The following is a 16,385-nucleotide window of genomic DNA, read 5'->3' as shown; positions in this document are numbered from 1 at the left end:
GGACGGCCTCGTCCGCCTGTTTCGCCTCCGCGCGAGCGGCGTCGGCGCTGGCGCTCGCCTCGCGCCAGCGGGCGAACAGGGCGCGCGCCTCCGCTATCCTGATCTGTTCGGACAGGCGGATATAGCGTTCCGCCGCCTTGGCCTGGCGGCGCAGGCTGTTGGCGCGGGCATCCATGTCGGCTAGGATCTCATCCAGCCGGGCGAGATTGGTTTCGGCGGCGCGCAGCTTCTGCTCGGCATCCTTGCGGCGGACGTGCAGGCCGGCGATGCCCGCCGCTTCCTCCAGCATCGCGCGGCGCTCCTGCGGGCGGGCGGCGATGACGGCGGCGATGCGCCCCTGGCTGACCAGCGCGGGGCTGTGCGGGCCGGTGGCCGCATCGGCGAAGATCAGCGCGATATCCTTTGCGCGGACATCGCGGCCATTGGCGCGATAGGCGCTGCCTGCGCCGCGCTCGATCCGGCGGGTGACCTCCAGCTCGCCGTCGGCGCCGATCTCGACGGCGGAGAACAGTTCGCCCTGTTCCTGCACCGTCAGCATCGACACTTCGGCGAACTGGCGCTGCGGCCGGCTGGCGGTGCCGGCGAAGATCACGTCCTCCATGCCGGCGCCGCGCATCGACTTGGCGCTGGATTCGCCCATCACCCAGCGGATCGCTTCCAGCAGGTTGGACTTGCCGCAGCCATTGGGACCGACGATGCCGGTCAGCCCCGGCTCGATCCGCAGCTCGGTGGGATCGACGAAGCTCTTGAAGCCGGAGAGCTTGAGCCGCTTTATCTGCATGGGGATGGATCGGGCCGATCCGAAAAGCCCACCCGCGGCCCCTCCCGCTTGCGGGAGGGGAGATAGAGAGGAACGCCGATCAGATGCCGGCTTCCTTGAGCTTGGGCTTCAGCTGCGACCAGGCCGCCGTGTTCTCCACGACCACGCCGTTGATCAGGAAGGTCGGGGTGCCGGTGATCTCATACTGGCTGTTGGCTTCCTCGACGCCCTTGGCGAGCTTTTCGGCTGCGGCGGTGTCGGCCAGGCACTGCTTCGCCTGGTCCTCCGCGATGCCGCGCTGCTTGGCGAAGTCAATGAGGCCCACCGCCTGCGCGAGCTGTCCGAAGCGCTGCGCCGGGCGCGCGCTCATCAGCGCCTGGTAGCGCGCGTCGCCCAGGCTCTGCGCCTTTTCGAACATGGCGGTCTGGTTGGCGAAGAACTGTTCCGACAGCGGATAATAGATGTCCTTGCCGCCGCAGCGGGCGAGCAGGCTGGTCGCGATGTCGATCGGATCGCGCACATAGTTGCGGAAGTCGTAGCTCATCTTGCCGCTGTTGACCATTTCGCGGATCTCCTCCGACGCCTCGGTAGCGAAGTCGCGGCAGTGGCTGCAGGTGAACGAGCCGAACTCGACCAGCTTCAGCTTGGCGTTCGGATTGCCCATGACCCAGTGGCCTTCGGGCGTTTGCGTGATGGTCTCCGCCCAGCTGGTGCCGGCGGGCGCGGGCACGGCGGCGATCGGTTCGCCGGCGGGCTTGCCGGCCTCCCCCTTCTTGTCGCCGCAGGCGGCGAGGGAGAGCGACAGGGCAATGAGGGCAAGGCCGGGCAGGATTTTCACGGGACGGTCCGCTCCGATGGAAGGAAAGGGGAAACCAGGGTCTATAGAAGCATCCGTTCGTCCTGAGTAGCCACTGAGCTTGTCGAAGCGGCATATCGAAGGACCTTCGACACGGGGCCTTCGACACGCCCAGTCCCCTGCTCAGGCCGAACGGTCTGTTTGGATTTCTAGATCACTGCGCCGCGTCGGGCAATGCGGCCTGGAGACGGGTCCAGTCCGATCCCCGCACCAGCGTGCCGTTGAGGGTGAAGCTGGGCGTGCCGGTGATGCGCACCTTGTTCCATGCCTCGTCGGTCATGGCCAGGATCTGCTTCATGGCGTTGGGATCGTTGACGCAGGCGTCGAGCTGAGCGGGGGTGAAGCCGCGCTTGGCCATCAGCGCATAGAGGCCGGTCTTCTGCCCGATGTCGCGCAGCGCCGCCTTCTCCTCGGTGGGCTTCACGGCGTCGCGATCATAGGCGGTCAGCTTCTCCATCCAGGGATCCTGGTTGGCGAACAGCGCCTCGTGATTGCCGAAGAAGCGGCGCGGGCCGCCGCAGCGCGCGAGCAGGGCGGCGGTGAGGTCATATTTGTCGCGCACGGCGTTGCGCACTTCGACGCTCAGTTTCCCGCCCTTCACATAGCGGTCGCGCAGCGGCTGGCTCGCCTCGCCGACGAAATGGGCGCAGTGGCTGCAGGTGTAGCTGACATATTCGACCAGCTTGGTCGGCGCGGCGGGATTGCCCAGCACATGGCCGCCAATGGGAGAAAGCGCGACCCGCGCGGTCCAGTTGGGCGCGGCGGCGGGGAAAGCGGCGGCGGGAAGGGCGAGGAGGAGGGGAAGGAACAGGCGCAGTTTCTTCATGGGGCAGGTCCTATGCGCCGCCGATCCTGAACGGGGGCGGAATGATCAGCCGATCTTGGGCAGGCCGCTGGAATTGGCAAGGCCCTGCGCGAGCGATTCGAGCACTGCGCGCAATTCCGGGTCGCCGATGTCGCGCAGCGAATCGCCCAATTCGACCGGCAGGGGCTTGAGGTTGCGGGGCGGTGGACGACGGTCCGGCGCGGGCGCCTGCAAGCTCCCCTGCCGCATCGCGACCTTCGCCACCGCCCTGTAGCCGAAAAAGCGGTTCACCCGCTCCATGATGTCGGGCAGCCCGTGCTGGATCATCGGGGCATGGCCGCTCATGACGGTGAGGTGCAGCGTCCCCTCCGCCTTCTTTCCCACCGGGAAGCGGATCGATTCGGGCGCGGTGATCGCTGCATAATGATCGCCGACGATTTCGGTCCAGCGGGTGACGATGCTCGTCTGGACGAAGCCGAACTTGCGGAAGGCGGCGGCGCCGATGTCGGGCATCAGGTCGGCGATTCGCCGCGGGCCGCCGATGCGCACCGGCTCGGGCGCGGGCTTTGCCGCGCTTTTCATTTTGGGGGCCGGGGGGCGTTCCGTCATGGCGTGCTTAATGGCATAGGGCTGCCATGCGCGTCGAGGGTGACCAAGGAAAAATCGCGCGCGACCTGCTCGCGCACTATGACGTCCATGCGCGCAGGCTGCCATGGCGCGCGCCACCGGGCGCCAATGCGGCGGACCCCTATCGCGTATGGCTGTCGGAAATCATGCTGCAGCAGACGACGGTGGCGGCGGTAGCGCCCTATTTCGCCCGCTTCACCGCGCGCTGGCCCGACGTCATGGCGCTCGCCGCGGCGGAGGATGCGGAGGTCATGGCCGCCTGGGCGGGGCTTGGCTATTACGCCCGGGCGCGCAACCTGCTGGCCTGCGCGCGGGCCGTGGCGAGCGGCCATGGCGGCGCCTTTCCCGATACGGAGGAGGGGCTGCGCGCCCTGCCGGGCGTGGGCGCCTATACCGCCGCCGCCGTCGCCGCGATCGCCTTCGGGCGGCGGGCGGTGGTGGTCGACGCCAATGTCGAGCGGGTGGTGGCGCGGCTGTTCGCCATCGCGACGCCCCTGCCGGCGGCACGGGCGGAGATTCGCGCGGCGGCCGACACGATCACGCCGGAGGCGCGCGCGGGGGATTTCGCGCAGGCGATGATGGACCTTGGCGCGACGATCTGCACGCCGCGCGGCCCCGCCTGCGGCATCTGCCCGCTGAGGGGGGATTGCGCCGCCTTTCGCACCGCCGATCCGGCGGCCTTTCCCGTGAAGGCGCCGAAGAAGGCGAAGCCGCATCGGTTGGGCCACGCCTGGTGGATGGAGCGGGCGGACGGCCATGTCTGGCTGGTGCGGCGGCCGGACAAGGGCATGCTGGGGGGCATGCGGGCGCTGCCGACGTCGGACTGGGGCGCGGCGCCTGACCCCGCGCCGCCGGTCGCGGCGGGCTGGGAGACGCTGCCCGACCCGGTGATGCATGTCTTCACCCATTTCTCCCTGGCGCTGACAGTGCATCATGCCCATGTGGACGGCGACCCGCCCGGCGAGGGGGAATGGTGGCCGATCGACCGCATCGCGGAGGCCGGCCTGCCCACCCTGTTCCGCCGCGCGGCGGAGGCAGTGATGAAGGAAAGACGGGATGCACGGCACTGATCCATTGCGCGGCCGGTTGCCGGGGTTCGTCGGCGGCACGCTGGACCGGGCCGATCCGGTGCGCAGCGATCCCGCGCTGTTCCTGGAGAGCCTGGCGCATCCGGCCGCGCTGCGCCTGCGGCTGGACGGGCTCGATCCGGTGGCCGAGGCGGGGCGCATTGTCCTCGACCCGCTGCCGGCGGGCACCGATCCGGCGGAGCATGTGCTGCTCGGCTATCGGGACGACGTGCCGGTCTTCGCGCAGCTGGTGGCCGGACTCCCGCATGGCGGCATTTATGCGCCGCGGGTCTGGGAAGTAGCGGCCGAACTGACTGCGGCGGACCTTGCCCTCTACGGCACTGCGCGCAGCCTGGTCGACTGGCATGCGCGGCACGGCTTCTGCTCGGTCTGTGGCGGGAAAACGACGGCACACAAGGCAGGTTGGGCGCGCAAGTGCGGGAATTGCGGCGCGGAGCATTTCCCGCGCGTCGATCCCGTGGTCATCATGCTGGCCGAGCATGAGGGGCGCGTGTTGCTGGGGCGCCAGCACCGCTTCCCGCCGGGCCGTTATTCGGCGCTCGCCGGTTTCGTCGAGCCTGGCGAGACGATCGAGGAAGCCGTCGCGCGCGAGCTGCACGAGGAAGCGGGGATCAGGGTGGAGGCGGTGCGCTATGTCATGAGCCAGCCCTGGCCGTTCCCGTCCTCGCTGATGATCGCCTGCATCGGCATGGCGCGCGACGACGCGCTGACGCTGGACGAGACCGAGATCGAGCATGCCTTCTGGTGTGATGCGCAAGGGGTCCGCGCGGCGCTGGCGGGGGAAGAGGATGCGCCCTTCCGCGCGCCGCCGCCCATGGCGGTCGCCTGGCACCTGCTGCGCCACTGGCTGGACGGGCGGGAGACCGCCTGAACCCGCCCCTCCATTGCACGCCCCGGCCCGAGCGCGTAAGGCGGCATCTCTTTCGCTCAAGGAACGTTTCCCCTCCATGCTCAGTCTCGAAGAAGCCCAGTCTCGCGCGCAGGATCTCGTCACGGCGGCGCGCAGGGCGGGGGCGGACGCGGCCGACGCGGTCTATGCCTGCAACGCGTCGACCACCGTCTCGGTGCGCCTGGGCGCGCTGGAGGATGTCGAGCGGTCCGAGGGCGAGGAAATCGGGCTGCGCGTCTTCATCGGCCAGCGGTCGGCCACCATCTCCGCTTCGGACATGAACCCGGCGACGCTCGGCACGCTGGTCGATCGCGCGATCGCCATGGCGCGCGAGGCGCCGGAAGATCCCTATGCGGGCCTGGCGCCCGAGGACCGATTGCTGCGCAAGCGCCCGCCCTCGCTCGACCTCGCCGATGCGGAGGAGCCCGAGCCGGCGGCGCTGCGCGAGCGTGCATTGATTGCCGAGGAGGCGGCACGCGGCGTGCCGGGCATCACCAACAGCGAAGGGGGCGGCGCGGCGAACGGCCGCAGCCAGCTGGCCCTCGCCACCAGCCATGGCTTTGCGGGCGCCTATGCGGGCACCAGCCATTCGACCTGGGCCAGCGTGCTCGCCGGCACGGGCGCGGGCATGCAGCGCGACCATGCCAGCCATAACAGCCGGCATCTGGAGGACATGGACGACGCCGAGGCGATCGGCGTTCGCGCCGGGCAGCGGGCCGTCGCGCGGCTCAACCCCGTGAAGGTCGAAAGCGGCGTGATGCCGGTGATCTTCGATCCGCGCATCGGCTCCAGCCTGGTCGGCCATCTGATCGGCGGCATCGTCGGCCCGGCCATCGCCCGCCGGTCGAGCTTTCTGCTCGACAGCCTGGGCGCGGCGCTGTTCGACGCGGGCGTCACCATCATCGACGATCCGCTGCGTCCGCGCGGGCTGCGCTCGCGCCCGTTCGACGGCGAGGGGTTGCCGGTGGAGCGCCGCGCGTTGATCGACGAAGGCGTGCTGACCGGCTGGCTGCTCGACAGCGCGTCGGCGCGGCAGCTGGGCCTGGCGCCTACCGGCCATGCCAGCCGGGGCGGCGCCGGCGCGCCGGGCGCGGGTGTCAGCAATGTGCACATGCAGCCCGGCAGCGCGACGCCGGGCGAGCTGATGAGCGACGTGAAGCGCGGCCTCTACGTCACCGAGCTGATCGGCATGGGCGTGAACGGCGTCACCGGCGATTACAGCCGGGGCGCGGCGGGCTTCCTGATCGAAAATGGCGCCGTGACGCAGGCCGTGTCGGAAATCACCATCGCGGGCAACCTGAAGGACATGTTCCGCGCCCTGGTGCCGGCCAGCGACCTGCAGTTCCGCTACGCCATGAACGTGCCGACGATCCGCATAGACGGGATGACCGTTGCCGGCGGTTGACCCCCATCTGCGCGGGCTGGTGGCGGCGGTTTCCGACGCCGCCGACCGGGCTCTGACGCTCTGGGCGGGCGGCCGGACGCAGGTGCGCCAGTGGGAAAAGCTGCCCGGACAGCCGGTGTGCGAAGCCGACCTGGAAATCGACGCCATGCTGCGCGCGAGCCTGTCGGCGCTCGATCCATCGGCGGGCTGGCTGTCGGAGGAGACCGCGGACACCGTGCACCGGCTGGACCTGCCGCGGGTCTGGGTGGTCGATCCGATCGACGGAACGCGCGACTATCTGCGCGGGCGGCCCGGTTGGGCCGTGTCGGCGGCGCTGGTGGAGCATGGGCAGGTGCGGCTCGGCATTCTGGCGGCGCCGGCCCGAAACGAACTGTGGATCGCCCAGGCGGGGGCCGGGGCGACACGCAACGGACGGACGCTGCGAGCCGGCGGTCGCACCGAACTGGCAGGTGCGCGGGTTCCCGCCGACCAGCTTCCCCGTGCCGACCGCGACCTGGTAACGGTGGAAAAGCCCAACAGCATCGCGCTGCGCATGGCGATGGTGGCGGCGGACGAGGCCGACCTGGTGGCGACGGTGCGCTGGGGCAATGAATGGGACGTCGCCGCCGCCGCGCTGATCGCGCTGGAAGCCGGCGCGGTGGTGACCGATGCGCTGGGCGATCCGCTGTCCTTCAACCGGCCCGATCCCACCGCCTTCGGACTGCTGTGCGCGGCGCCCGGCATCCACCATGCCGCGACCGAGCGCCTGGCGCCGAGGGCGCGCGAGATATTGGGGCAGGGCTGAGCGTCTCTACTTTGGCAGAAGGGTGACTGGCGCTTGCGGCGGCGGGCCGACCGCTCTTTTCCGTCCGGCCTGAGCGATCCGGCGGCTCTGCAGGAAGGCATAGGCCATCATCGTCATCAAGACGCAGTTCAAGGACGGCGTCCTGACGGTGACGCTGGCCAAAGACGAGAAAGCGGCCGCGCATACGCGCAAGATCGCGATCGAGAAGGCGTGAGCCGACGTGATGTCATCATTAGTATTTTTCCGGATTCCACCAGCCCGCGGACGGCGCGAGGATCGTCTGGTTGCCGAGGGCAGTGCCGCGGCGCGCCTTTTTCCACTGTCGCCTGCGAGGATATGCACAATGACGACGCCAACCCCTATAACCAGCGCATGGCAATCCTGGTTTCCGCTCCAGCCGGGGCTTCCGGATTACGAAGAAATGCTGCTCGCACTCCCCCGGTTGCAGGCGGCAGGGCTCAAGGCCCTGCTCGAAGAGCAGCGGGAAATGGTCGCCTTCGTGAAGCATCGCTGCGACGCGGATCTGCATCTGGCCGACCGGATAGCGCATGCCAATGCTTTCAAGGAAGTTTTCGACGCGATGCTGGTTTTCTACGAGGCGGCAGCGAAGGATTATTCCGCCGAAGCCGCCAAGCTGGCCGAACGCAGCTCCCACGCCGCGGGTGATGTGATGAAGAGCGTCAAGCAGGAAGCCGCGTCGTTGACCCGGCCCCAGGCGGTCAAGCAGGCAGCCTGAAGGGGGGAAGCGAAAGGGCGCCTACGATCGGAAGGTGCAACGGCCTTCGTTGCGATGCGCGGCATGGTCACATCCGGGGAGTGGGTGATGCCCTATATCGACCGCCCGCGCCGCGAGGCGGTCGAGCAGTTGCGCAGGGCCGCCGAACGCTGCCGCATGAAGGCTTCGCGCATGCGGCCCAGGTCTGAAAAGCCGCTTTCGCGCGCGACCTGCTCCATAGGGTGAGGGGTTTCCTCCAGCATCGGGCGCGCGGCTTCCGGCCTGATCTGTTCCACCGCCTTGGCAGGAGTCTGGCCGGTTTCGGCGCGAAAGGCGCGACTGACCTGACGGGGCGACAGCGCCGCCACTTGAGCAAGTTCGTCCACCGTCAGCGCGTTGGCAAAGAAGCGAGACGACATCCGCATCACCACCGGAAAGACGTGTGATCGATGGAATGACGATCTCGGCCGTTTGCCGCCGCGCCGGAGCGGGGTCAGGTCTGCAGAAACTGCGACCGCACCAGATCGGCGGCGCTTTGCAGGTCGGTGCGGGGCGCTGCTCCGAACACGCCGAAACCCAGCCCCTTGTCGGCCCAGGTCCAGCCGGCAACGCCGTCCTCCAGGCGGGGCTTCATGTGGTCCGTGCCATCCACCTCCATCGGGCGAACGTAAAGGGCGATCCTGCGACCGGCAGCATCCCGGTATAGGTACAGCCCGGCGGGACCATGCGCCGTCGCGACGAGCCGCCCACCGATGAGCGCCAGCCCGGCGCGCTGCAGGTCCGGCGCGCGGATCGGTCGTGACAGACGTTTCGAGAACCAGCCGTCGAGAGCGAAACGATCCGACGCGGGGAGTTCCACTGGCCGTGCGGCGTCGCTGGCATAGACAGCGTAACTCGATGCCGCCTCGCGGGCGAGGGCCGCAGTCCCTACGGTGGACGGCATGGTCCAGCCCCGCAATCCCCAGCCGGTAGCGCCGCTCAGCAGTACCAAAGCCCCGATGCCTGCTGCCTTCAGTCCGGAACGAAGCCGCCAGCGTTGCCGATCACGATTCCGCAAGCGCAAATCCAGGGCCGGGGGAAGGGGCTCATCCGCGATGGCGCCGAGTGCGGAGCGCAGAACATCGTTCTGCGCCCGATAGGCGGCAAGCCGGGCGGCATCTTCCGGGTGCGCACGCAGCCAGGCGTCCACTCCTTCCGCGCGCTCGAGTGGCAGACGTCCATCGACATGCGCTTGCAGGTCCGCCTCGGTGATGGGCCCTTCATTCATGGGACGATCCTGAGCGCAGGTTTTTCGAACGGGGTTTGCACGTTTTCATCCATCATTCGCCGCAACCGCTCTCTTGCCCGCGCAAGGCGCGACATGACCGTGCCTTGCGGCACATCGAGCACGGCGGCGGCTTCGGCATAGCTCAACTCCTCGACCGCCACGAGCAACAGCACGCTGCGCTGGTCCGCCGGCAAGAGGGCGATGAGAGCGAGCACATCGCGGGTCTGCGTGCCGTGCTCCTGGGAGGCTGGCGTGGCGAGGCGCGCTTCTGAAACACTCTCCAGCGGGGCGGCCATACCACGCCGAGCCAGTCTTCGCAGCCGATCCAGGGCCAGGTTATGCAGGATGGTGAAGAGCCAGGAACGCAGGCTCGCCCCTTTGCGGCGGCCGTGCCAGCCCCCGATGGCTCGCTCCAGCACGTCCTGTACGAGGTCGTCGGCGTCGTCGCGATGACGCAGCATGGCGCGCGCATAGCGGCGCAGTGCCGGGATCAGCGGCTGCATTTGCGCGATCATCTCTTCACTGAGCGACATGGCGGATCTCATATCGCATAAGACGAGGGCGAAGCGGCATTATTCCTGTGGAAGATAGCGGGGCAGGAAATTTTCGCATCGGCGGAATAACGCGCCGCCCTCAGCGTCCTACCCAAACAAGCCAATCGGGAAAGTGACCAATGCCTCTCAAAAAACGCGCGAGTTCCGGTGCTTTTGCGCTGATCGGAGCTATCGTGGTGCTGCTCGTCGGCGCGTTTGCCTGGGCGGCGGGATGGATCGGCCCGCGCAGGATCAGCGGCGGCGACGTGACGCGGGCCCTTGAATATAATGGCGGCGGCAGCAAGCCAGGCTACCGCCGCGCCCATGCCAAGGGCCTGTGCTTTACCGGCAGCTTCACCGCGAACGGCGCCGGAAGCGCGCTTTCCGACGCTAGCATATTCAAATCGGGGCGCTACCCGGTGATCGGCCGCTTTTCCGTGGCGGGCGGCAACCCCCTCGCAAGTGACGGCCGCAACGTGTTTCACTCCATGGCGCTTGTCCTGAAGTCGCCCGACGGTCAGGAATGGCGGCTGGCGATGGATCACACCCCGATCTTTCCCGTTGCCGACATTGCTTCCTTCATCGCCCTTCAGCGGGCAAGCAAGCCCGACCCGGCGACCGGAAAACCCGATCCCGCCGCGATGAAGCCGTTCCTTGCCGCCCACCCGGAGGTCAAGGCGTTCCAGGACTATATGGCCAAGGCCGTACTGCCGGGCAGCTTCGCCACCGCGACCTACTACAGCATCAATGCCTTTCGCTTCACCGGCGATCGTGACGTCACCCGCTTCGTGCGCTGGCAGTTCGAACCCGAAGCGAGCGGGCCGGGGCTCGACAAGAAACATCTGGAGCTATTGCCCCGCGACTATCTGTTCAACGAAATGATCGCGCGCACCGCCAAGGTGCCGTCGCGCTGGCACCTCAAGCTGGTCGTTGCCAACCCTGCGGACGTGACCGACAAGGCGACCGTCGCCTGGACCGGCCCGCACCGCACGATCGATGCAGGGACGCTGGCGATCGATGCCGTTCAATCCGAAGAGGCCGGTGCGTGCCGGGATGTGAACTTCGATCCGACCATCCTTCCTCCCGGAATTGCCCTCTCCGACGATCCGCTACTGGCGGCCCGGTCCAAGGCCTATTCCTCTTCCTTCACCCGTCGCGCATCGGAAGGCGCCCATCCCAGCGCCGTTGGTCAGGACCTCACAAAGGAGCGCGCGCGATGAGCCGCCATTCGCCGGACTTTCACCCAGCCCTGCGCGCGCTCCACTGGTTGATGGCCGCCGCCGTACTCGCCATGCTGTTCATCGGCGTCGGCATGGTTTCGACGACGGGTACCGCCTATGTCACCCTGCTGGCGCTGCACAGGCCGCTTGGCATCGCGATCCTGCTGCTGGTGCTTCTGCGCCTGCCGCTTCGGATCATGACCGGCGCGCCGGCGTTGCCTGACGATCTGCCCCGCATCCAAAAGCGGGCCGCCGTGGCTTCTCACATCCTGCTCTACCTTGCGATGGCGGGCATGCCGTTCATCGGGTGGGCCATGCTGTCCGCCGGCGGTTATCCCGTGCTCCTGACCAAGAGCATGGCGCTCCCTGCGATCCTGCCGCGAGACCTGGCACTGTACGCCTTCCTGCGGCAGGCGCATACGGTGGTGGCGCTGCTGTTCTTCGCGCTGATCCTCGCGCACCTTTCCGCAGCCCTGATGCACGGCCTCATCCGCCGCGACGGCGTGCTGCGAAGCATGACGGTCGGCCATCGGCGGGCGGGGGTCTCGCCGAAGCAGGACGATGCCGACGATTAGCTGGCCTTGCCCATCATGAGCGACCCCCCTGCATCCACCCGCAGGTGACAGTCGGCCCGAAGGACGTGAATCCGCGCCGCTTCAATTCCCCGGAGATCGTCCCGGAAAGGGCCGGGCGTCCATTCTCCATCCTGCCTCTCGTAATGCGAGTTTCCTGTGCCCGCCATGCCGGTAGGACGATGCAGCCGGCGGGCGTGACGTGGAGTGCCGGGCTCTGGCAAAAAGTTCATTCGCCATGTCACACCCGCCGCTGCCGCCTCGTCACGCAGACGAGCGCCATGAAATGGTGCCGCACGCGAAAGGATAGCCTCATGAGCGAGAACAAGCGTCTGATTTGGAACGAGGTCGCGCCCCAGGGCGCCAGGGCCCTTTATGGCATTCACCACTACATCATGACAGCCACGCACCTGCCGGAAGAACTGATCCACCTGGTCTTCCTGCGGGTGTCGCAGATCAACGGATGCGCCCATTGCATCGATCTCCACACCCGCGACCTGCTCAAGACCATGGCGGTCGACAAAGTGGCGCTGGTGCCGGTCTGGGCCGAGGTTCCGCACCTTTTCCCCGAACAGTATCGCGCCGCCCTCGCATGGGCCGAGGAGGTGACGCTGGTCAGCGAAACGCATGCTTCGGACGAAGCCTATGCCGCCGCATCGGCAGTGTTCGGTCCCAAGGATCTCGTCGACCTGACCATCACCATCGCCGCCATGAACGCCTTCAATCGGCTCGGCGCGCCGTTCCGGTTGCCGGTGAAGGCCAAGGCGTAAGGTAGCGGGGAAAGGCGGAGGTCGGCTCATACAGGCAGGCGCACCTGGAACTTTCCCGCCGTTCCGCGGTCGGACGTTGAACCGAAAGTTTCGAAGCTGTCGACCAATAGTTAGGTGAAGCAACCGGCCGGTTCGGGCGAATGTCTGACGAGAATGGTCGGCTGGAGTATCGGCGGCGGTGCAGGACCTTCAGTAGATAAACGCTACCATTGCGCGCCACCATATATCCACTATGCTGGATATATGGATAACGAATCGGCTATTTCAGCGCTCGGCGCTCTCGCTCAGGGAACGCGCCTTGATACGTTCCGTCTGCTTGTGCGTCATGAGCCGGCAGGCATGGCTGCGGGCGAAATCGCCCGCCAGCTCGACGTGCCGCAAAACACCATGTCGGCGCATCTCGCTATTCTTGCCCGTGCCAGATTGGTCCGCTCCGAACGCCATAGCCGCTCCATCATCTACCGTGCCGATCTGAACGGTCTGCAGGCCCTGACGCTCTTTCTCCTCAAGGATTGCTGCGCCGGCAATGCGGAGCTGTGCGCGCCGCTGATCGCTGAACTCTCACCCTGCTGCTGAAAGGACGCCCTGTGGCCGTCGACATCATTATCTATCACAATCCAGAATGCGGAACGTCACGCAATGCGCTGGCTATGATCCGCAACGCTGGCATCGAGCCGCATGTTATCGAGTATCTGAAAACCCCGCCCGCTCGGGAACTGCTGGTTCAACTGATCGAGCGCGCGGGGATCACCGCGCGCGATCTGCTGCGAGAGAAGGGCACACCCTATGCGGAGCTGGGGCTGGATGACCTGTCTCTATCGGACGACCGCTTGGTTGACGCGATGATGGCCCATCCCATCCTGATCAATCGTCCTTTGGTCGTTTCCCCCCTTGGTGTGAAGCTCTGCCGCCCCTCTGAAGCGGTGCTGGACCTTCTGCCGACGGCGCAACTTGGCGCTTTCGCAAAGGAGGATGGCGAACAGGTCGTAGATAGCTCGGGCCAGCGTATCGCCTGATGCTTGCTGCCGTTCTGATATTCATCGCCACGATAACGCTCGTCATCTGGCAACCCAGGGGCCTCGGCATCGGGTGGAGCGCCTTGGGGGGCGCGGCGGTGGCCTTGCTGGCCGGCACGGTCTCCTTATCGGACGTGCCCGTAGTCTGGGGCATTGTCTGGAATGCCACTGCGGCATTTGTCGCGATCATCGTCATCAGCCTGTTGCTCGATGAAGCCGGATTCTTCGAATGGGCTGCGCTTCATGTCGCTCGCTGGGGTAAAGGTAATGGTCGCCTGCTGTTCGCGCTGGTAGTCCTGCTGGGGGCGGCGGTATCGTCCTTGTTCGCCAACGACGGCGCAGCCCTGATCCTGACGCCCATTGTCATCGCCATGCTGCGGGCGCTGGGATATGGCGACAAGGCGACCCTTGCCTTTGTCATGGCTGCCGGTTTCATAGCCGACACAGCAAGTCTGCCGCTCGTCTTGTCGAACCTGGTCAACATCGTGTCGGCCGACTTTTTCAATCTCGGCTTCCGCGACTATGCCAGCGTGATGGTCCCCGTCGATCTAGCGGCGATTGCGGCCACGCTGGGCGCGCTGATGCTGTTCTTCCGGCGAGACATACCGCAAGCCTATGACGTGACCGCCGTGCGCGCACCGCGTGAGGCAATCCGCGATGCCGGCACGTTCCGCGCCGGTTGGATCGTCCTTGCCCTGCTGCTGGTCGGCTTCTTCCTGCTCGATCCCTTGGGCGTGCCCGTCAGCGCCGTAGCCGCCGTCGGCGCCATCCTGCTGCTTGCGGTCGCAGCACGCGGCCATGTCATTGAAACCCGAAAGGTGTTGCGTGGCGCGCCTTGGCAAGTCGTGATCTTTTCCCTCGGCATGTATCTGGTTGTCTATGGCCTGCGGAATGCCGGTTTGACGGATCATCTCGCCGCGCTGCTCGACCGCATGGCGCATGGCGGGATATGGGGTGCAGCCTTGGGAACCGGGGTAATTGCCGCCATCTTGTCGTCAGTGATGAACAACATGCCGACCGTGCTGGTAGGCGCGCTGTCTATCGACGCGACGCACGCTACGGGCGCGGTTAAGGAAGCGATGATCTATGCCAATGTGATCGGCTGCGACCTAGGCCCCAAGCTCACGCCCATAGGGTCGCTCGCGACGCTGTTGTGGCTTCATGTCCTAAGCCAGAAGGGCATCAGGATTGGTTGGGGCTACTATTTCCGGGTGGGGGTCACCCTCACTACCCCGATCCTGCTCATCACCCTTGCAGCGCTCGCGCTGCGCATTGGAATTGCCTAGATGCCCCTTCGCGACCTTCACGACGCTGACAATCTCCCGGCGCTCGATCGGACCTATGTCCGACAGCGGCCTGCCCTCGGCCTGGGCGCAAATGATCCCGCCCCGCGCATTCTGCTGCTCTATGGGAGCCTGCGTGAGCGATCATTTTCCCGCCTCGCCGTTGAAGAGGCCGCACGGCTCCTGCGCCTGTTCGGCGCCGAAACGCGCATCTTCGATCCTTCGACATTGCCGCTCCCTGACCAGGTGGTGGGAGACGATCACCCTGCCGTCCACGAATTGCGCGAACTGGCCCTATGGTCGGAGGGCCAGGTATGGTGCAGTCCCGAGCGGCACGGCCAGATTACGGGCATCATGAAAGCACAGATCGACCATCTGCCGCTTGAAATGAGGGGCATGCGGCCAACGCAAGGAAGAACGCTGGCCGTAATGCAGGTTTCGGGCGGATCGCAGTCGTTTAATGCCGTTAACACGCTGCGTCTGCTCGGCCGTTGGATGCGAATGTTCACCATCCCCAACCAGTCGTCCGTTGCTATGGCCTACAAGGAGTTTGACGATACGGGCCGTATGAAGCCGTCGAGCTATTACGATCGGATAGTGGACGTGATGGAGGAGCTGGTACGCTTCACCGTGCTTATGCGACCTCACGCAGCACAGCTTGTCGATCGTTTCTCCGAGCGAAAGCAGGCTGGTGTCCCTGTCGATCCGGCATCTGATCTGTCGAGCATCGCCATCGCACCTCAAGGCGAACCTACATGACTGCCTTTATTACGATGTCTGCTGCCTCGTCGGCGAAGCCGACGTTCAGGCGTTCATCGGCACCGAAGCCTATGCGGCCCATAAGGACGCGTGCCTCCCGGCTGCCGACAACAAGATAATCGCCGAAAATCCCGCGTTCGATCTTTCGGACCGGACCACTCTCTCCTGCTGGAATGCCAAAGCCGTCCGAGGATGTCCGCAGACGTTCGAACTATTGATCCTGAATATCAAACATACTTACGTCTGATACTGGAGATGGTCCAAATGAACCTCCTTCTCTCCCGTCATGACCGCAGACTTCACTGGTCCGGCGCTGTAGGCGTAGCAACGCCCCAGCATTTCCGGATTGTCGCGAGCAGGGCGACCCTCAGCTTGTGATGGCAGGTAGCGCCGGCCGATGGCTATGAGCCAGGTGCGCGCCAGGATGGTGGCGGCTTCAAGGTGATCCTGGTCGAAAGCGAGACTGGCCCATGCGGCAAAGCCTGCTCCTAGCGGCCTTCCCCGAAGCTCCAAAGGCTCGAGGATTGCGCCCTGCCGGACGAGCCAGCGACAGGCCAGCCTGCCATTTCGCCAAATCGCGAGGGGGACAGGCGAGTCGACCTCGTCGGGAACCTCTGCTTCATAGAGAATTTCCATGGATGGTCTGCGAGCATGGCCAATCGCCATGACCGCCAGGTCCAGAAGGTGGGTGCAATGATGGCGCGCGATCCCCCCGGCATAGAATTCGCGCCTTGGCGTACTGATCGGCAGCCCGACCAGCGACTGAAGCTGGCCAACTGCGCCGGGGCATGCCGTGGTGGGGATGCGGATGCTTTGCCCCGCGACGGCGGTCACGATCGTGCCATCGTGCACGATGGAGCAGCGCATCTCGTGAAAATTGTCGAGGAGATGGCCGTCGACCCGATCGGATTGCGTGCGCAGGGATACGCGACGAATGGTGGAGCCGGTACCGTAATCCGGATTGACCGGAAAGTTGAGCTGCTTGGGTCTCATGACAAGGGCGCGGACCTGCCGACATGGTTGCGACGTTCATGCG

General features: G+C 66.3%; 22 protein-coding genes. 14 read left to right on the top strand and 8 right to left on the bottom strand.

What is annotated here, in order from left to right:
* The 4 genes from M529_RS42035 to M529_RS42020 all read right to left on the bottom strand — a co-directional run.
* Positions 1–781, bottom strand: a 781-nt coding sequence (locus tag M529_RS42035; RefSeq protein ID WP_040601097.1) for an AAA family ATPase, incomplete at its 3' end; no start/stop codon positions are given.
* 79 nt (positions 782–860) lie between these two features.
* Positions 861–1,598, bottom strand: coding sequence for a thioredoxin domain-containing protein (locus M529_RS42030; RefSeq protein ID WP_021319232.1), 738 nt, complete (start codon positions 1,596–1,598; stop codon positions 861–863).
* A gap of 172 nt (positions 1,599–1,770) precedes the next feature.
* On the bottom strand, positions 1,771–2,442 hold the full coding sequence (locus tag M529_RS42025) for a DsbA family protein (RefSeq protein ID WP_021319231.1): 672 nt from the start codon (positions 2,440–2,442) through the stop codon (positions 1,771–1,773).
* Positions 2,443–2,487: 45 nt separating this feature from the next.
* Entirely contained in the window at positions 2,488–3,030 is a 543-nt protein-coding gene (locus M529_RS42020) for a DUF721 domain-containing protein (RefSeq protein ID WP_031295291.1), read from the bottom strand.
* Positions 3,031–3,056: 26 nt separating this feature from the next.
* Between M529_RS42020 and mutY the strand changes: the two genes are divergently transcribed.
* The 6 genes from mutY (at position 3,057) to M529_RS49395 (ending at position 7,950) form a co-directional block, all read left to right on the top strand.
* Entirely contained in the window at positions 3,057–4,118 is a 1,062-nt protein-coding gene (gene mutY / locus M529_RS42015; protein WP_021319229.1) for an A/G-specific adenine glycosylase, read from the top strand.
* Positions 4,105–5,007: an NAD(+) diphosphatase gene (gene nudC, locus M529_RS42010; RefSeq protein WP_021319228.1), complete on the top strand. Its 903-nt coding sequence runs from the start codon at positions 4,105–4,107 to the stop codon at positions 5,005–5,007. Before mutY ends, nudC begins: the two co-directional genes overlap by 14 nt.
* Positions 5,008–5,083: 76 nt before the next feature.
* Positions 5,084–6,430, top strand: a complete 1,347-nt coding sequence (locus tag M529_RS42005; RefSeq protein WP_021319227.1) for a TldD/PmbA family protein — start codon at positions 5,084–5,086, stop codon at positions 6,428–6,430.
* Positions 6,417–7,214, top strand: a complete 798-nt coding sequence (locus M529_RS42000; RefSeq protein WP_021319226.1) for an inositol monophosphatase family protein — start codon at positions 6,417–6,419, stop codon at positions 7,212–7,214. Before M529_RS42005 ends, M529_RS42000 begins: the two co-directional genes overlap by 14 nt.
* Before the next feature lie 106 nt (positions 7,215–7,320).
* Positions 7,321–7,428, top strand: a complete 108-nt coding sequence (locus tag M529_RS50375) for an Hsp20 family protein (protein ID WP_152522641.1) — start codon at positions 7,321–7,323, stop codon at positions 7,426–7,428.
* A gap of 6 nt (positions 7,429–7,434) precedes the next feature.
* Positions 7,435–7,950 (top strand): hypothetical protein, encoded by a 516-nt coding sequence (locus tag M529_RS49395; protein ID WP_152522640.1) that lies wholly within the window; start codon positions 7,435–7,437, stop codon positions 7,948–7,950.
* Between the two features lie 92 nt (positions 7,951–8,042).
* Here the strand turns inward: M529_RS49395 and M529_RS41990 are convergent, their stop codons facing one another.
* The 3 genes from M529_RS41990 to M529_RS41980 all read right to left on the bottom strand — a co-directional run bounded on the left by M529_RS41990 (position 8,043) and on the right by M529_RS41980 (position 9,729).
* Positions 8,043–8,348, bottom strand: a complete 306-nt coding sequence (locus tag M529_RS41990) for a helix-turn-helix domain-containing protein (RefSeq protein WP_021319224.1) — start codon at positions 8,346–8,348, stop codon at positions 8,043–8,045.
* 74 nt (positions 8,349–8,422) lie between these two features.
* Complete coding sequence (locus tag M529_RS41985) at positions 8,423–9,196, bottom strand: anti-sigma factor family protein (RefSeq protein WP_021319223.1); 774 nt, start codon at positions 9,194–9,196, stop codon at positions 8,423–8,425.
* Positions 9,193–9,729: a sigma-70 family RNA polymerase sigma factor gene (locus tag M529_RS41980; RefSeq protein WP_201766355.1), complete on the bottom strand. Its 537-nt coding sequence runs from the start codon at positions 9,727–9,729 to the stop codon at positions 9,193–9,195. The genes M529_RS41985 and M529_RS41980 overlap by 4 nt, the downstream gene beginning before the upstream one ends.
* Positions 9,730–9,869: 140 nt before the next feature.
* Here M529_RS41980 and M529_RS41975 point away from each other — a divergent pair, with 140 nt between their 5' ends.
* The 8 genes from M529_RS41975 (at position 9,870) to M529_RS49925 (ending at position 15,596) form a co-directional block, all read left to right on the top strand.
* Complete coding sequence (locus M529_RS41975; RefSeq protein ID WP_021319221.1) at positions 9,870–10,949, top strand: catalase family peroxidase; 1,080 nt, start codon at positions 9,870–9,872, stop codon at positions 10,947–10,949.
* On the top strand, positions 10,946–11,524 hold the full coding sequence (locus M529_RS41970) for a cytochrome b (RefSeq protein ID WP_021319220.1): 579 nt from the start codon (positions 10,946–10,948) through the stop codon (positions 11,522–11,524). Before M529_RS41975 ends, M529_RS41970 begins: the two co-directional genes overlap by 4 nt.
* 311 nt (positions 11,525–11,835) lie before the next feature.
* Positions 11,836–12,291, top strand: a complete 456-nt coding sequence (locus M529_RS41965) for a carboxymuconolactone decarboxylase family protein (protein WP_021319219.1) — start codon at positions 11,836–11,838, stop codon at positions 12,289–12,291.
* A gap of 243 nt (positions 12,292–12,534) precedes the next feature.
* Positions 12,535–12,867 carry an ArsR/SmtB family transcription factor gene (locus M529_RS0124980; protein ID WP_031295286.1) on the top strand — a complete coding sequence of 111 codons (333 nt, stop codon included), beginning with the start codon at positions 12,535–12,537 and terminating at the stop codon, positions 12,865–12,867.
* A gap of 11 nt (positions 12,868–12,878) precedes the next feature.
* Positions 12,879–13,307, top strand: coding sequence for an arsenate reductase (glutaredoxin) (arsC, locus tag M529_RS41960; RefSeq protein ID WP_021319217.1), 429 nt, complete (start codon positions 12,879–12,881; stop codon positions 13,305–13,307).
* Positions 13,307–14,593, top strand: coding sequence for an arsenic transporter (locus M529_RS41955; RefSeq protein WP_021319216.1), 1,287 nt, complete (start codon positions 13,307–13,309; stop codon positions 14,591–14,593). The genes arsC and M529_RS41955 overlap by 1 nt, the downstream gene beginning before the upstream one ends.
* Positions 14,594–15,349 (top strand): arsenical resistance protein ArsH, encoded by a 756-nt coding sequence (arsH, locus tag M529_RS41950; RefSeq protein ID WP_021319215.1) that lies wholly within the window; start codon positions 14,594–14,596, stop codon positions 15,347–15,349.
* Positions 15,282–15,596, top strand: a complete 315-nt coding sequence (locus tag M529_RS49925; protein ID WP_152522639.1) for a hypothetical protein — start codon at positions 15,282–15,284, stop codon at positions 15,594–15,596. The genes arsH and M529_RS49925 overlap by 68 nt, the downstream gene beginning before the upstream one ends.
* Here the strand turns inward: M529_RS49925 and M529_RS41945 are convergent.
* A complete protein-coding gene (locus tag M529_RS41945) occupies positions 15,587–16,342 on the bottom strand; it encodes a DUF2889 domain-containing protein (protein WP_021319213.1) in 756 nt (251 codons plus the stop codon). The two genes, M529_RS49925 and M529_RS41945, sit on opposite strands and share 10 nt — an antisense overlap.
* Positions 16,343–16,385 lie beyond the last annotated feature (43 nt).

Origin of the sequence: Sphingobium ummariense RL-3, from assembly GCF_000447205.1 — a bacterium.
Taxonomy (GTDB): domain Bacteria; phylum Pseudomonadota; class Alphaproteobacteria; order Sphingomonadales; family Sphingomonadaceae; genus Sphingobium; species Sphingobium ummariense.
This window is presented reverse-complemented; position numbering and strand designations above follow the sequence as displayed.

Excerpts from the sequence above, each read along its gene's own strand:
- M529_RS42025 (WP_021319231.1), bottom strand. The coding sequence starts at position 2,442 with ATGAAGAAACTGCGCCTGTTCCTTCCCCTCCTCCTCGCCCTTCCCGCC.
- M529_RS42020 (WP_031295291.1), bottom strand. The coding sequence starts at position 3,030 with ATGACGGAACGCCCCCCGGCCCCCAAAATGAAAAGCGCGGCAAAGCCC.
- mutY (WP_021319229.1), top strand. The coding sequence starts at position 3,057 with ATGCGCGTCGAGGGTGACCAAGGAAAAATCGCGCGCGACCTGCTCGCG.
- nudC (WP_021319228.1), top strand. The coding sequence starts at position 4,105 with ATGCACGGCACTGATCCATTGCGCGGCCGGTTGCCGGGGTTCGTCGGC.
- M529_RS42005 (WP_021319227.1), top strand. The coding sequence starts at position 5,084 with ATGCTCAGTCTCGAAGAAGCCCAGTCTCGCGCGCAGGATCTCGTCACG.
- M529_RS41990 (WP_021319224.1), bottom strand. The coding sequence starts at position 8,348 with ATGTCGTCTCGCTTCTTTGCCAACGCGCTGACGGTGGACGAACTTGCT.
- M529_RS41985 (WP_021319223.1), bottom strand. The coding sequence starts at position 9,196 with ATGAATGAAGGGCCCATCACCGAGGCGGACCTGCAAGCGCATGTCGAT.
- M529_RS41980 (WP_201766355.1), bottom strand. The coding sequence starts at position 9,729 with ATGTCGCTCAGTGAAGAGATGATCGCGCAAATGCAGCCGCTGATCCCG.
- M529_RS41975 (WP_021319221.1), top strand. The coding sequence starts at position 9,870 with ATGCCTCTCAAAAAACGCGCGAGTTCCGGTGCTTTTGCGCTGATCGGA.
- M529_RS41970 (WP_021319220.1), top strand. The coding sequence starts at position 10,946 with ATGAGCCGCCATTCGCCGGACTTTCACCCAGCCCTGCGCGCGCTCCAC.
- M529_RS41965 (WP_021319219.1), top strand. The coding sequence starts at position 11,836 with ATGAGCGAGAACAAGCGTCTGATTTGGAACGAGGTCGCGCCCCAGGGC.
- M529_RS0124980 (WP_031295286.1), top strand. The coding sequence starts at position 12,535 with ATGGATAACGAATCGGCTATTTCAGCGCTCGGCGCTCTCGCTCAGGGA.
- M529_RS41955 (WP_021319216.1), top strand. The coding sequence starts at position 13,307 with ATGCTTGCTGCCGTTCTGATATTCATCGCCACGATAACGCTCGTCATC.
- arsH (WP_021319215.1), top strand. The coding sequence starts at position 14,594 with ATGCCCCTTCGCGACCTTCACGACGCTGACAATCTCCCGGCGCTCGAT.
- M529_RS41945 (WP_021319213.1), bottom strand. The coding sequence starts at position 16,342 with ATGAGACCCAAGCAGCTCAACTTTCCGGTCAATCCGGATTACGGTACC.